The following is a 13,014-nucleotide window of genomic DNA, read 5'->3' as shown; positions in this document are numbered from 1 at the left end:
GGTCAGATGAATTTGCGCAAGTCCATGCCCTGATACAGGCTCGAGACCTGCTCGGCATAGCCGTTGAACTTCAGTGTCGGACGCTTGCGGAATTCTCCGATGCGGCGCTCGCTGGCCTGGCTCCAGCGCGGGTGATCGACGTTCGGATTCACGTTCGCGTAGAAGCCATATTCGTTGGCGGCGGCCTTGTTCCACGCGGTGGCGGGCTGTTTTTCGACGAGGCGGATCGCGACGATCGACTTGGCGCTCTTGAATCCATACTTCCACGGCACCACGATGCGCACCGGTGCGCCGTTCTGGTTGGGCAACACTTCGCCGTAAAGTCCAAGCCCGAGGATGGTCAGCGGGTGCATCGCCTCGTCGATGCGCAGGCCTTCGACGTAAGGCCATTCGAGTACTGGGCGGCGCATCATGATTTTCTCGTCGTAATGGCTGACGAACTCGACGTATTTCGCGCTGCCCAGCGGATCGACCTGCTTTAACAGTGTGGCGAGTGGAAAGCCGAGCCAGGGGATGACCATCGACCACGCTTCGACGCAGCGCAGCCGGTAAATGCGCTCTTCGAGCGGCGCGAGCTTGATCAGTTCGTCGATATCGAAAGTGCGTGGTTTGCCGGCGAGCCCTTCGACACGGAGGGTCCAGGGGCGCACCTGCATCTTGCCGGCATTGGCGGCGGGGTCTTCCTTGTCGGTGCCGAATTCATAGAAGTTGTTGTACGTGGTGACGGATTTGTAGCCGGTTTGCGTCTCGTCGGTGCTGAGTGGCGAGTGCGCCAGCGGGCCGAGCTTTGCTGCCGCAGCATGTGCGTCGTGCGGAAGCCCGAGCCATAGTGCGGTGCCGGCGGCGAGCGTTGCTCCGGCCGACTGGAGGAAGCGGCGGCGATCCTCAAACAGCGCGCGCGGCGTGATTTCCGACGGGAGAATGTCGCTGGGGCGAAGAGTCTGCATGGTGGAATTCCGGTGCGTAATGCGAAATGTTTTCATTTCGGCAGGTGCTGCGCGCCGAAGTTCCAGAAGCCGTGTGGTGCTGGTCAGACGATGGGCACGTCAGGGCGAAATCTGGTGATACACGGTGTTGGCGAGCGGCAGCAGCGCGTCGCGACCGAACTGGCCGGACAGTGCATAAGCGAAGCGGCCATCGACCCAGTAGAACACGCCGACGTCGTTTTCCTGAGCGTAGCGGAAGGCGGTGGTCGACGTGTCACCGTCGCGCACGCTGAGATACAGCGTCAGGCGCCGGCCGGCGTCGTCTTCGTACATGAACTGGGCGCTGGGCCCATCCGTCGCCGGTAGCAGTCGCCCGCCCAGCAGCGCGAAGCCGTGGCTGGCAAGATCCGGAATGCGCACCGGTGCGCCGAGCCGCTTGGTGAGCCAGGTGACGAGGTGTTGTTCCTGATCGGCGCCGACTTCCACCGGATGCTTGATCTCGGGTGAATACACTGCGTGTGCGACGGCCGCCTGGCGTGGCAGTGCGGCGAGCTCGTCGGCTGCGGCGGGCGAGGATTGACCGAGGCGGTAACCCAGACCGGTGCCGATGAGTGCCCCCACGGTGACCCAGGCTGCGACGGCGGCGGCGCGCACGGCACCGGGGCGGCGTCGCTGCTGTTCGACGATGGCGCGCAGCCGCGCCGGGACGGGTTCGTCAAGCACCGCATCGTAGGCCGCGTGGAGCAGTTCATTGCTCTTGCGCCACGCCTCGGCGCGCTCGACGCGTGCCGGATCTTCGGCGAGCCATGCCTCGACCTCGGCGCGACGGGCAGCATCGAGCCGGCCATCCACCCAGCTGTGCAAATCGTCTTCGGAGATCGGGCCGTGCATGCTCATTTCACCACTTTCAGATAATCGGGGACTGCCGTTTGTCCGCTGAGCACCTGGCGCAGGCGCTCGCGTGCCCGCGACAGGCGTGACATCACCGTTCCCACCGGAGTGCCGAGGACGCGAGCGGCCTCTTGGTAACTCAGGTCTTCGAGTCCGACCAGCAGCAGCACTTCGCGCTGCTCCGGTGACAGTTGTTGCAGCGCACGTTCAAGTTCGCGCACTTCTATGCCGTCCTGTTGTTGTGGCCGCACCGCGAGTTCGGGAAGGTCCTCGGGGGCGCGGTAGTCCAGTGCGCCTGCGGCGCGATACTGGTTTACAAACACGTTATGCATCATCGTCAGCAACCAGGCGCGCAGGTTGCCGGGGCGCCACAGACGCCCTTTCACCAACGCGCGTTCGAGCGTGTCCTGCACGAGGTCGTCGGCACGCGCCACGTCGCCGGTCAGCCCGCGGGCGTAGCGGCGCAGGCGCGGGATTTCGGCGAGCAGGGCGTCGTCCGAGAACATTTGTGCCGGCGACTGTCAGGGACGCGCCGTGTGCCAGACACTGTTCACGCCGTCGTCCATGCCGGAGGTGCCGCCATAGCCTTGCATGCCGCCACAGGCGCTCAGTACGAGGGCAAGCAGGGGGGGGCTCAGCTTGGCAATTGTGTTCATGATCCGATTCCTTCGCGCGTGAGAGGTATTACATGAACAGGCCGGCACCGGCAGTTATTCCATCGCAGACACGGAGTATCGCGGTGCGAGGCGGTGAGCGAGCGCGTCGGTGGTCGATCTTGGGCTAGAATCGAACGCTTGCCAACGTACCCCTGCAGAGTTTCGCCATGTCCGCCTCAGTCAAGATTCACATCGACGATGTCCGCATCCAGGAAATCAAGGAACTGGTGCCCCCTGCCCATGTGCTGCGCGAGTTTCCCGCGACGCCCAGGGCCGCGGAAGTCGCGTACGACGCGAGGCAGGTGATCCATCGCATCCTGTATGGCGCGGACGACCGCCTGCTGGTCATCATCGGGCCATGCTCGATCCATGATATCGACGCAGCGCTCGAATACGCGTCCAGGCTGAAGGCTGAAACTGACCGGTTCAAGGACGACCTGCTGATCGTCATGCGGGTCTATTTTGAGAAGCCGCGCACCACCGTAGGCTGGAAGGGGCTGATCAACGATCCGTATCTCGACAACAGCTTCCGCATCAACGAGGGGGTGCGCCTTGCCCGCAAGCTGTTGTGGGAGATCAACGAGTTGGGTCTGCCGGCGGGGACCGAGTTCCTCGACATGATCACGCCGCAGTACATGGGTGACTTGATCTCGTGGGGTGCGATTGGTGCGCGTACCACCGAAAGCCAGGTCCATCGGGAACTGGCGTCCGGCCTGTCGTGTCCGGTGGGTTTCAAGAACGGTACCGACGGCAACGTCAAGATCGCCGTCGATGCGATCAAGGCGGCGCAGTCGCCGCACCATTTCCTGTCAGTGACCAAGGCCGGCCATTCGGCAATCGTGTCGACGCTGGGTAACGAGGACTGCCACGTGATTTTGCGCGGCGGCAAGAACCCCAATTATGACGCTGCGAGCGTCGACGCCGCCTGCAAGGAGCTCGCTGCGTCGGGGGTTCCGGGCAAGGTAATGATCGACTTCTCGCATGCCAACAGCCGCAAGCAGTATCGCCTGCAGATCGATGTGGCGCGTGATGTCGCGACACAGATGGCGGCCGGCGACGACCGCATCATCGGCGTCATGGTCGAGTCGCACCTCAAGGAAGGTCGCCAGGATCTGGTGCCGGGCAAGGACTTGGAATACGGCAAGAGCATCACGGATGCCTGCATTGGCTGGGAAGACAGCGTGACCGTGCTCGAAATTCTGGCGGAAGGTGTGCGCCAGCGCCGCATCCGTCGAGCCGCCGAGTTGGAGTGACCGCGCTGACGCGCCCCGATCGCTAGTGTGGCGTGGGACTATCCTTGCGCGCGCTTTCCTGCAACGGGGCCCGTGCGCGGCGTGCGTGTACCATCGCCGAGTAAGTCCTGTCCAGCACACGGTTGGCGAGCAATAGCATCGCGGCGGCGACGAACAGTGTCGTCGTGATGACGATTGTCAGAATGAGCTGCTGACGTGCTTCCAGCGCAGTGATGTCGTGTGCCAGCAGGACAGTGCCGACGCTTCGCCCGGCGGCGTCGGTGAGTGGCAGGGAGCCGAATTCCACCGAACGGTCGTCCGCCGTGACGCGATGTTGACCGTCGAGCGCCGTTCCGCCGCGGGACGCGCCGGGATGTGCGAGGAGGAGCAGGTCCGAGGCCCTGCGGGTACGACCGGCGACCACCCGGTCGGGTAGAAGATCCCAGTTCTTCGCGTCCCCGAGCATCTCCATCCCTGACTCCCATTGCGGGCGGTCAAGGTGGCGCTTGTCTACTAGCAAATAGAGATCCACCCCAGTCAGCTCGTGCAACTGCGTCAACGTGTGGTCGATCTCCATACCCAACTCGATGTACCCCAACAGCACACCGTTCATGTCGCGCCATGGCTCGACGACGCGCAGGGTGAACAAACCCCGCTGTCCGAGTTCGAGTCCCGCCGCCGTCTGTCCGGTTTCGGCCGCACGCATCAGGGTGGTGCGTTCGACGATATCGCCGTGACTGCCCGGCCGCTGCACGCGCAGGAACATGCGGCGGTCGGTGCCGATGAAGTAGAAATGGGTGATGTTGTGGTCGCGCAGCAGTCCCGCGAAAAGCCCCTGCGTTGCCCTCAGCAGCGTGTTGCGTTCGCCGCCGACAAATGCGCTTCTGATGCTGTCGTTGTGTGTAATGGCCTTGAGCGTCGCGCCCAGCTTGTCCGAATCGCGGCTGATTGCCAGATCGAAAGCCTCGTGGACGGCCGTGTTGATCCGTGCGCGCGTAGCCGCGACGGATTGCTGCTCACGCAGCGACTCGGCGACAAGGAAAGTCGTCAGCAGCAACGCCATGCCGATGGCCAGAGGCACCAGCAGCACGCGTTTGTATTCCGCGCGCCGAGGCAGGGGGCGCAAGTTCATCAACGCGACGGAGCGACGGTTCAGGCGTTCTTGCGCTTCTGCCAGAGCACGTCGCCGCGGCCGCCGGCGCGGTTCAGCACGCGCCCGAGCACGAACAGCAGGTCAGAGAGGCGGTTCAGGTATTGGCGCGGGCCATCATTGACTGCTTCTTCAAGCGCCAGCGCCACCAGTGCCCGTTCAGCGCGACGGCACACGGTACGCGCGTGATGCGCCAGCGCCGCCGGGCGGGTGCCACCCGGCAGGATGAAATCCTTCAGCGGTTCCAGCGGTTCGTTGAGCCTGTCGAGTTCAGTTTCGAGCTTTTCCACCTGCTTCATGGTGATCATGCTCATGCCGGGGATGCATACCTCGCCACCAAGGTCGAACAGGTCGTGTTGCGCATCGGTCATTAGTGCGCGTACATCGTCGGGCAGCTCCTCGCACAGCAGCAGGCCGACCACCGCGTTGAGTTCATCGACTTCGCCCAATGCGTGGATGCGCAGGCTATTTTTGGAGACGCGCTTGCCGTCGCCCAGTCCGGTCGTGCCGGCGTCGCCGGTGCGGGTGTAGATTTTGGAGAGTCGGTGTCCCATGGATTGAGGCTCTGTTAGGGGTGGATTGGCGATTATAGGCGAAGCTGGCGGAACCCCGGCGGCGGTCCGCAGGTCGCCGCCAAACGTCATGATAAACTGCCATATTCGCCCGCGTGCCGGGTTTAACGCATCCCAGCCAGACACAGACTGCCCATGAAAAGCGCCGAAATCCGAGAGAAATTCCTCAAGTTCTTCGAGTCGAAAGGTCACCAGATCGTCGCCTCCAGTTCGCTGGTGCCGCATGAAGACCCGACCCTGCTGTTCACCAACGCGGGGATGAACCAGTTCAAGGACGTCTTCCTTGGCTTCGACAAGCGCCCGTACTCGCGCGCGACGACTTCGCAGAAATGCGTGCGCGCCGGCGGCAAGCACAATGACCTCGAGAACGTCGGCTACACGGCGCGGCATCACACCTTCTTCGAGATGCTCGGCAACTTCAGCTTTGGCGACTATTTCAAGCGCGACGCGATCACCTACGCGTGGGATCTGCTGACCGCCGAATTCAAGCTGCCGAAGGACAAGCTGTGGGTCACCGTCTATGCCGAGGACGACGAGGCGTATGACATCTGGACGAAGGAAGTCGGCGTGCCGGCCGAGCGCGTGATCCGCATCGGCGACAACAAGGGCGCGCGCTACGCCTCCGATAATTTCTGGATGATGGGCGACACCGGCCCCTGTGGCCCGTGCACCGAAATCTTCTACGACCACGGCCCGGAAATCTGGGGCGGCCCCCCGGGATCGCCGGAAGAAGACGGCGATCGCTACATCGAGATATGGAACAACGTATTCATGCAGTTCAACCGCGACGAGGCAGGCGTGATGCATCCGCTGCCCAAACCCAGCGTGGATACCGGCATGGGTCTGGAGCGCGTCTCGGCCGTGCTGCAGCACGTGCATAGCAACTACGAGATCGACCTGTTCCAGAACCTGATCCGCGCGGCCGCGCGCGAGACTCTGTGCGCGGATCTCGACAGCCCCAGTCTGAAAGTGATTGCCGATCACATCCGCGCCTGTTCCTTCCTGATTGCCGACGGTGTGATCCCGGGGAACGAAGGTCGCGGCTATGTGCTGCGTCGCATCATCCGGCGCGCGATTCGCCATGGTTACAAGCTCGGTGCGCGTGCGGCGTTCTTCAATCGTCTGGTCCCGGATCTCGTCACCGAGATGGGCGAGGCGTACCCCGAACTGAAGGCTGGCCAGGCGCGTGTCGTCGAGGTGTTGCGTCAGGAAGAGGAGCGCTTCTTCGCGACCATCGAGAATGGTATGGCGATCCTCGAGGCCGAACTCGCGGCGATGACTGCGGCCGGCAATCAAGTCTTCAATGGCGAAACAGCTTTCAAGCTGCACGACACCTACGGCTTTCCGCTCGATCTGACGGCGGATGTGTGTCGCGAGCGCGAGGTCATCGTCGACGCTGCGGCGTTCGACGCGGCGATGGCGCGTCAGAAGGAGCAAGCGCGCGCTGCGGGCAAATTCAGGATGGCGGCGAACCTGGAATACGAAGGTCCGGAGACCGCCTTCCATGGTTACGAGCGGCTCGAAGAGCGCGGCAATGTGCTGGCGCTTTACAGGGACGGTGCGCCGGTCAATGAATTGGTTGAAGGCGACATCGGTGTCGTGGTGCTCGACAACACCCCGTTCTATGCCGAGTCGGGCGGCCAGGTCGGGGATCGGGGCGAGTTGCGCGGTGGCGTCGGGATCTTCGCGGTCGAGGACACGCAGAAGATCCAGGCCGCGGTTTATGGTCATCACGGTGTTGTGAAAACCGGTCGCCTGTCGGTGGGACAGGGTGTGGCCGCGCGCGTCGATACGATCGCCCGTGCGCGTACCCAGCGCAACCATTCGGTCACCCATCTGATGCACAAGGCGCTGCGTGAGGTGCTTGGCGGTCACGTGCAGCAGAAGGGGTCGCAGGTCGATCCTGACAAGACACGCTTCGACTTCGCCCACAATGCGCCGCTGTCGGCCGAGGAAATCCGTGAGGTCGAGGAGATCGTCAATACCGAGATCCTGGCCAACATCGCTACTGATGCGCGCGTGATGCCGCTCGACGAAGCGCAGAAGTCCGGCGCGATGATGCTCTTCGGCGAGAAATATGGCGACGAAGTGCGCGTGATGGCGATCGGCTCGAGCAAGGAGCTGTGCGGCGGTACACACGTGGCGCGCACTGGCGACATCGGTCTCTTCAAGATCGTGTCGGAAGGCGGCGTCGCCGCCGGGGTGCGTCGTGTCGAGGCGGTGACCGGCGAGCGCGCGCTGCACCATGCGCAGGAGCAGGAGCGTCGCATGCAGGGCATTTCGGCTTTGCTGAAGGTGCAGCCGGACGAGGTGACCGAGCGCGTGGCCGGCATTCTCGATCACGTGCGTGCGCTGGAGAAGGAGCTGGCGCGCTTGAAGTCGAAGCTGGCGGCGAGCCAGGGTGATGATCTGGTGAGCCAGGCTGCCGACGTGAAGGGCATCAAGGTGCTGGCGGCGATGCTGGACGGTGCCGATGTCCCGACCCTGCGGGAGACGATGGACAAGCTGAAGGACAAGCTGAAGTCGGCGGCGATCGTGCTGGCGTCGGCGTCCGAGGGCAAGGTCAGCCTGATTGCCGGCGTGACTGCGGATCAGACGGGAAAGGTCAAGGCGGGCGAGCTGGTGAACTTCGTCGCGCAGCAGGTCGGTGGCAAGGGCGGTGGCCGGCCGGACATGGCGCAGGCGGGCGGCACGGAGCCGGCGAAGCTGCCGGGGGCGCTGGCGGCCGTGGCTGACTGGGTCGCGGCGAAGCTTTAAACGGACTTGTTGGTGTTGGTCGTTTGGCCGGCGGAGCTTCGAGGCGGCGTCGGGGCCTTCTCCGGGCAGGAGTTCGCGGCCCGTGGCTTTCCCGCCAAATAGTCCTCAGTGCGGGCGTCGGCGCAAACTCGGGCGCGATGCGCCCTCAGACATGCGCCGCCGTGTTTTCCCCGCGGCGGACCATTCGGCGGCGCTCTCGACAACCCGCAAAGGGAAGGCCCCGACGCCTGGCGTATGCCGGCGATCGGGGCCTTATCTTGAGGTGATATGGGTGCTGTGTCTTAGAACGGCAGCTCGAGGCCGGGCCACACCTGGTTGATGGCGCTGCGGAACGCTGCCTGAATGCGCGCGATCGCCTCTTCGCTGTCGGCTTCGAAGCGCAGCACGACGACCGGGGTGGTGTTCGAGGGGCGGGCGAGACCGAAGCCGTCGGTGTATTCGACGCGTACGCCGTCGAGCGTGATGATTTCGCCGGCCCCGTCGAAGCGGGCTGATTCCTTGAGGCGGCGCACCAGTTCGAAGGGTTCGCCTTCGGCCATCTTGATGTTCAGTTCCGGCGTGCTGACGGCATCGGGCAGCGCCTTCAGCACCGCGCTGGGGTCGGCGTGGCGCGACAGGATTTCCAGCAGGCGCGCGCCGGCGTACAGGCCGTCGTCGAAGCCGAACCAGCGTTCCTTGAAGAACACGTGGCCGCTCATCTCGCCGGCGAGCGGTGCGCCGGTTTCCTTGAGCTTGGCCTTCACCAGCGCGTGGCCGGTGTTCCACATCGTCGGTTTGCCGCCGTGCTGGCGGACCCAGCCGGCGAGATTGCGCGTGCACTTCACGTCATAGATGATTTCGCCGCCTGGCACGCGCGACAGGACGTCGGCGGCGAACAGCATCAGCTGGCGGTCGGGGAATATGATCTCGCCGTCTTTCGTGACAACGCCCAGGCGGTCGCCATCGCCGTCGAAGGCGAGGCCGAGTTCGGCGTCGGTTTCGCGCAACGCGCGGATCACGTCCTGCAGGTTTTCGGGTTTGGACGGGTCCGGGTGGTGGTTCGGGAAGGTGCCGTCCACGTCGCAGAAGAGTTCCACGAGTTCGCAGCCCAGGCGACGGAAGAGTTCGGGCGCGACGCCGCCGGCGACGCCGTTGCCGCAGTCGACGACGATCTTCATCGGGCGGGCGAGTTTGACGTCCGAAACCACGCGATCCAGATACGCATCGACGACCTCGGCCTCGCGCAGGCTGCCCGCGCCGTGCGCAAGGTCGTTTTCGACGATGCGGCGACGCAGGTCCTGGATCATCGCGCCGTACAGAGTCTGGCCGCCGAGCACCATCTTGAGGCCGTTGTAGTCGGGCGGGTTATGGCTGCCGGTGACGCTGACGCAGGAGTCGGTACCGAGCTGGTAGGCGGCGAAGTAGGTCAGCGGGGTGGGTACGCAGCCGATATCGACAACGTCGACGCCCGCCGCACGGATACCGTCCGCCAGTGCGCTGGCGAGTTCGGGGCCCGACAGCCGGCCGTCGCGACCCACCGCAATGGCGCGCTGCGAGCGGGCGCGCGCTTCGGAGCCGAGGGCGTGACCGATGGCGCGCACGGCGTCGGCGGTCAGCGTGCGATCGACGATGCCGCGTATGTCGTATGCCTTGAAAATTTCTGCCGCGGGCGCGGAATACGAAGTCGAAGTCATGTTCGATGCGTGCTTATCAGAGGTTGGAACGCAGAATGCAAGCGGCCGGCACAAGATGATTGCCGAACGTGCCAAGTGCGCGCAGATTACCGCAGTTCATCGCCGGGATGGCGCCGCAGCAGCGACAAAAGTATGGCAACGTGTTGCAGTGGGCGATCAGTGCACAACGCGGGGGGCGTCCTGGCCTGCAAGTTGCTGGACGTCGGGGGTCGGCGACGCGTGGTGCATGACGAGGCGCCAGCCGAGTGCGCCGCGCGCATAGACGTTGGTTGCGACCATCGGTGGGTGCAGTCGCTCATCGCCCTCGATGGCCACGTGTTCGATCACGTTGTGCACCGTGAGCAGCATGTTGGCGCTGACGACGCGGTGCGAAGTCTGGACCTGCAGGCGAACTCCGCCGGCGAACAGTTGACGCCAGGATTCGCGAATTGCGGCAAGGCCGACCAGACGTGGGCTGTCAGGGTGTATGCAGACTACCTCTTCGTCTTCCGACCACACCGACATCATGGCGTCGAGGTCCGAGCGTGCCAGGGCATCGTAGAAGCCAGCCTCGGCGTCGGCCGCGGAAGTGAAGATCGGTTTGCTCACGTGAGATGCTCTTTGTGGAGAGGCTTGCTGCGGAGATGCCATGGGGGCGTTTCCGCCCCCATGGATCGAACTGCGGCCGTTGTGGCGGCGCTCAGTGGTGGCCCGTCGGGCGCTCGCCGGTGAACACGTACTTGGCGCTGCAATACGGACACACCGCCTCACCGTCCGCCAGAACGTCGAGAAACACGCGCGGGTGTCGCGACCACAGCGGCGCGTCGGAGCGCGGGCAGTGCAGCGGCAGGTCGTGGGCCGTAACGGCGATGGGTTCGTTCTTGTCCTGGTTTTCAGCCATGGCAGGAGTTTCCTCAGACGTAGGTGAGCCAGCGCTCGTATTCGGGCGCGCGGCCATTGACGATATCGAAGAAGCGCGACTGGATCTTGGTCGTGATCGGGCCACGGCGCCCTTCGCCGATGACGCGGTTGTCGAGTTCGCGGATCGGTGTGACTTCGGCCGCGGTGCCGGTGAAGAAGGCTTCGTCGGCGATGTAGATGTCGTCGCGGGTGAGGCGTCGGGATTCGACCGTGTAGCCGAATTCGCGCGCGACCTGGATCACCGAGTCGCGGGTGATGCCGGTCAGTGCCGATGCGATCTCGGGTTCGTAGATTTTGCCGTCCTTGATCACGAAGAGGTTCTCGCCCGAGCCTTCGGCGACAAAGCCCTGGGTGTCGAGCAGCAGCGCCTCGTCATAGCCGTCTTCGGTGGCTTCGAGATTCGCGAGGATGGAGTTGGCGTAGCTGCCGGACATCTTCGCACGCGGCATCGTGACGTTGACATGGTGGCGCGAGAAGGATGACGTCTTGATGCGGATACCCTTTTCGAGACCTTCCTCGCCGAGGTAAGCACCCCACGGCCAGGCTGCGATGGCGACATGCACGGTGGCGCCGCGCGTCGAGATGCCCATCTTCTCCGAGCCGTAGAACGCAAGCGGTCGCAGGTAGCAGGACTCGAGCTTGTTGGCGCGCACGACTTCCTTCTGCGCTTCCATCAACTCGTCCTTCGAATAGGGGATCTCCATGCGGTAGATCTTGCCGGAGTTGATCAGGCGCTGGGTATGCTCGGGAAGACGAAAAATCGCGGGTCCCTTGGCGGTGTTGTACGCGCGAACGCCCTCGAATACGGCCAGGCCGTAATGCAGGGAGTGGGTCAGGACGTGTGTGGTTGCCTCGCGCCATGGCACGAGTTTGCCGTCCTGCCAGATGAAACCGTCGCGGTCAGCCATGGACATGGTGGGATTCTCCAGCGGATTTGAGTATTCAGGGGGCCGCCCCGCAGGGCGGAACGAATTCATAATTTTAGCGCAAACGGGAAGGGTTTGCGGGCCTTCAAGGGTGTTGCCGCTTACTGCGGATGCCAGCCCAGTACCAGCAGCATGACCGTGAAACCGGCGACATAGGCGATCGGGATGTGCCAGCCGTGGCGCAGCCATTGGGCGGCCGAGCGCGCCTCGGGGTACATGTTCGACAGAGCGACGCCGGCGGAGGAGCCAAACCACAGCATCGATCCGCCGAAGCCGACGGCATAGGCGAGGAAGCCCCAGTCGAAGCCGCCCTGGCGGATGGCAAGGGCGGTCAGCGGGATGTTGTCGAACACCGCCGAGACGAAGCCCAGCGCGAGCGCGCTCATCCACGAGGCAGGGGGCAATTCATTGACCGGCATCATCGACGCGCAGCCCACCAGCGCCAGCAGGAAGATCGAGCCGCGCGCCGTTTCCGGCAGGACTTCCCAGTCGTGTCGGCGCAGTTTTACGGTCAGCATGATCGCGACCCACACGGCGACGCCGATGAACGGGAAGCTGCTGGCGATGCTCGGTGCCGCGATATTGACGGTGACGTTGGTGCCGATGGCCAATCCGAGCATCAGCCCGACGATGGCGATCCGCGCCCAGTCGATATGCGTATGCTGGTGCGCATGCTTGTTGATCGGCGAGTGAGCGTGCTGCTGTTTGGCAGCGATGACGCCGAAAATGCACAGCGCGACGGCGGCGCCGAGGGCCGCTTCAAGCACCGCGAGGGGCGAGACGCCCGCGATCCACATCATCGTGGTGGTGGTGTCGCCGACCACCGAGCCCGCACCGCCGGCGTTTGACGCCGCGACGATGGCCGCGAGGTAGCCGATATGCACACGGGCGCGGAAAAGCTGGTGCGCCATGGCGCCGCCGATCATTGCGGCGGCGATATTGTCGAGAACCGCCGAGATGCAAAACACCATCACCAGCAGTGCGAAGGCGCCTTTCCAGTCATGCGGCAGATACTTCGGCAGGATCACCGGGACATGACTCTTCTCGAAGTGGCGCGCGAGGATCGCAAAGCCCATCAGCAGGCAGAACAGGTTGGCGAAGGTCACCCACTCGTGGCCGAGGTGGCTGAAATAGCCCGCCAGGCCAGCTCCGGTGGCAAAACCGGTGAAGATGATCTTGTACACGCTGATGACGGCAAAGCCGGTCAGCGCGACGTACAGGGTGTAATGATGAAAAAGTGCGACCCCGAGCAGGGTGGCGGCGAAGAGGATGAAGTCGATCGGGATGCCAGCGAGAGAGGGTGTCATGGTGAGGGGACGTCGAGCCTCTGC

13 protein-coding genes are annotated in these 13,014 nt (G+C 64.0%); 2 read left to right on the top strand and 11 right to left on the bottom strand.

The genetic code is table 11. The features are described from left to right. Nucleotides 1-2: 2 nt before the first annotated feature. The 4 genes from msrP to GPA25_RS24225 all read right to left on the bottom strand — a co-directional run bounded on the left by msrP (nucleotide 3) and on the right by GPA25_RS24225 (nucleotide 2,473). On the bottom strand, nucleotides 3-947 hold the full coding sequence (gene msrP / locus GPA25_RS17495; RefSeq protein WP_169261692.1) for a protein-methionine-sulfoxide reductase catalytic subunit MsrP: 945 nt from the start codon (nucleotides 945-947) through the stop codon (nucleotides 3-5). Between the two features lie 99 nt (nucleotides 948-1,046). Beyond that, a complete protein-coding gene (locus GPA25_RS17490) occupies nucleotides 1,047-1,823 on the bottom strand; it encodes an anti-sigma factor family protein (RefSeq protein WP_246265801.1) in 777 nt (258 codons plus the stop codon). Beyond that, on the bottom strand, nucleotides 1,820-2,323 hold the full coding sequence (locus GPA25_RS17485; RefSeq protein WP_169261691.1) for a sigma-70 family RNA polymerase sigma factor: 504 nt from the start codon (nucleotides 2,321-2,323) through the stop codon (nucleotides 1,820-1,822). Before GPA25_RS17485 ends, GPA25_RS17490 begins: the two co-directional genes overlap by 4 nt. Before the next feature lie 15 nt (nucleotides 2,324-2,338). After that, nucleotides 2,339-2,473: a hypothetical protein gene (locus GPA25_RS24225; protein WP_281357734.1), complete on the bottom strand. Its 135-nt coding sequence runs from the start codon at nucleotides 2,471-2,473 to the stop codon at nucleotides 2,339-2,341. 167 nt (nucleotides 2,474-2,640) lie between these two features. On the opposite strand from GPA25_RS24225, the gene aroG reads away from it, so the two are divergent. Next, nucleotides 2,641-3,726 carry a 3-deoxy-7-phosphoheptulonate synthase AroG gene (aroG, locus tag GPA25_RS17480; RefSeq protein WP_169261690.1) on the top strand — a complete coding sequence of 362 codons (1,086 nt, stop codon included), beginning with the start codon at nucleotides 2,641-2,643 and terminating at the stop codon, nucleotides 3,724-3,726. Nucleotides 3,727-3,748: 22 nt separating this feature from the next. On the opposite strand, the gene GPA25_RS17475 is transcribed toward aroG, so the two are convergent. After that, nucleotides 3,749-4,795 carry a cache domain-containing protein gene (locus GPA25_RS17475; protein ID WP_169261689.1) on the bottom strand — a complete coding sequence of 349 codons (1,047 nt, stop codon included), beginning with the start codon at nucleotides 4,793-4,795 and terminating at the stop codon, nucleotides 3,749-3,751. 62 nt (nucleotides 4,796-4,857) lie between these two features. Beyond that, nucleotides 4,858-5,409, bottom strand: a complete 552-nt coding sequence (locus tag GPA25_RS17470; protein WP_169261698.1) for a cob(I)yrinic acid a,c-diamide adenosyltransferase — start codon at nucleotides 5,407-5,409, stop codon at nucleotides 4,858-4,860. A gap of 153 nt (nucleotides 5,410-5,562) precedes the next feature. Between GPA25_RS17470 and alaS the strand changes: the two genes are divergently transcribed. Beyond that, nucleotides 5,563-8,184 (top strand): alanine--tRNA ligase, encoded by a 2,622-nt coding sequence (gene alaS, locus GPA25_RS17465; RefSeq protein ID WP_169261688.1) that lies wholly within the window; start codon nucleotides 5,563-5,565, stop codon nucleotides 8,182-8,184. Between the two features lie 281 nt (nucleotides 8,185-8,465). On the opposite strand, the gene GPA25_RS17460 is transcribed toward alaS, so the two are convergent. The 5 genes from GPA25_RS17460 to GPA25_RS17440 all read right to left on the bottom strand — a co-directional run bounded on the left by GPA25_RS17460 (nucleotide 8,466) and on the right by GPA25_RS17440 (nucleotide 12,990). Next, on the bottom strand, nucleotides 8,466-9,857 hold the full coding sequence (locus GPA25_RS17460) for a phosphomannomutase/phosphoglucomutase (protein ID WP_169261687.1): 1,392 nt from the start codon (nucleotides 9,855-9,857) through the stop codon (nucleotides 8,466-8,468). 156 nt (nucleotides 9,858-10,013) lie between these two features. Further along, entirely contained in the window at nucleotides 10,014-10,445 is a 432-nt protein-coding gene (locus GPA25_RS17455) for a nuclear transport factor 2 family protein (RefSeq protein ID WP_169261686.1), read from the bottom strand. Nucleotides 10,446-10,536: 91 nt separating this feature from the next. Then, nucleotides 10,537-10,737 (bottom strand): zinc-finger domain-containing protein, encoded by a 201-nt coding sequence (locus tag GPA25_RS17450; RefSeq protein ID WP_169261685.1) that lies wholly within the window; start codon nucleotides 10,735-10,737, stop codon nucleotides 10,537-10,539. A 13-nt stretch (nucleotides 10,738-10,750) separates the two neighbouring features. Beyond that, nucleotides 10,751-11,671 carry a branched-chain amino acid transaminase gene (locus GPA25_RS17445; RefSeq protein WP_169261684.1) on the bottom strand — a complete coding sequence of 307 codons (921 nt, stop codon included), beginning with the start codon at nucleotides 11,669-11,671 and terminating at the stop codon, nucleotides 10,751-10,753. Nucleotides 11,672-11,784: 113 nt separating this feature from the next. Then, nucleotides 11,785-12,990, bottom strand: coding sequence for a citrate transporter (locus GPA25_RS17440; RefSeq protein ID WP_169261683.1), 1,206 nt, complete (start codon nucleotides 12,988-12,990; stop codon nucleotides 11,785-11,787). Nucleotides 12,991-13,014: the final 24 nt, after the last annotated feature.

This window comes from Aromatoleum diolicum (assembly GCF_012910955.1).
GTDB lineage: Bacteria > Pseudomonadota > Gammaproteobacteria > Burkholderiales > Rhodocyclaceae > Aromatoleum > Aromatoleum diolicum.
The sequence above is the reverse complement of the archived record's forward strand: the minus strand, read 5'-3'. Positions and strand labels throughout refer to the sequence as shown.

What these genes read in the sequence shown, in the direction of transcription:
- alaS (WP_169261688.1), top strand. Translation starts at nt 5,563, where the DNA reads ATGAAAAGCGCCGAAATCCGAGAGAAATTCCTCAAGTTCTTCGAGTCG.
- GPA25_RS17485 (WP_169261691.1), bottom strand. Translation starts at nt 2,323, where the DNA reads ATGTTCTCGGACGACGCCCTGCTCGCCGAAATCCCGCGCCTGCGCCGC.
- GPA25_RS17460 (WP_169261687.1), bottom strand. Translation starts at nt 9,857, where the DNA reads ATGACTTCGACTTCGTATTCCGCGCCCGCGGCAGAAATTTTCAAGGCA.
- GPA25_RS17440 (WP_169261683.1), bottom strand. Translation starts at nt 12,990, where the DNA reads ATGACACCCTCTCTCGCTGGCATCCCGATCGACTTCATCCTCTTCGCC.
- GPA25_RS17470 (WP_169261698.1), bottom strand. Translation starts at nt 5,409, where the DNA reads ATGGGACACCGACTCTCCAAAATCTACACCCGCACCGGCGACGCCGGC.
- aroG (WP_169261690.1), top strand. Translation starts at nt 2,641, where the DNA reads ATGTCCGCCTCAGTCAAGATTCACATCGACGATGTCCGCATCCAGGAA.
- msrP (WP_169261692.1), bottom strand. Translation starts at nt 947, where the DNA reads ATGCAGACTCTTCGCCCCAGCGACATTCTCCCGTCGGAAATCACGCCG.
- GPA25_RS24225 (WP_281357734.1), bottom strand. Translation starts at nt 2,473, where the DNA reads ATGAACACAATTGCCAAGCTGAGCCCCCCCCTGCTTGCCCTCGTACTG.
- GPA25_RS17450 (WP_169261685.1), bottom strand. Translation starts at nt 10,737, where the DNA reads ATGGCTGAAAACCAGGACAAGAACGAACCCATCGCCGTTACGGCCCAC.
- GPA25_RS17445 (WP_169261684.1), bottom strand. Translation starts at nt 11,671, where the DNA reads ATGTCCATGGCTGACCGCGACGGTTTCATCTGGCAGGACGGCAAACTC.
- GPA25_RS17490 (WP_246265801.1), bottom strand. Translation starts at nt 1,823, where the DNA reads ATGAGCATGCACGGCCCGATCTCCGAAGACGATTTGCACAGCTGGGTG.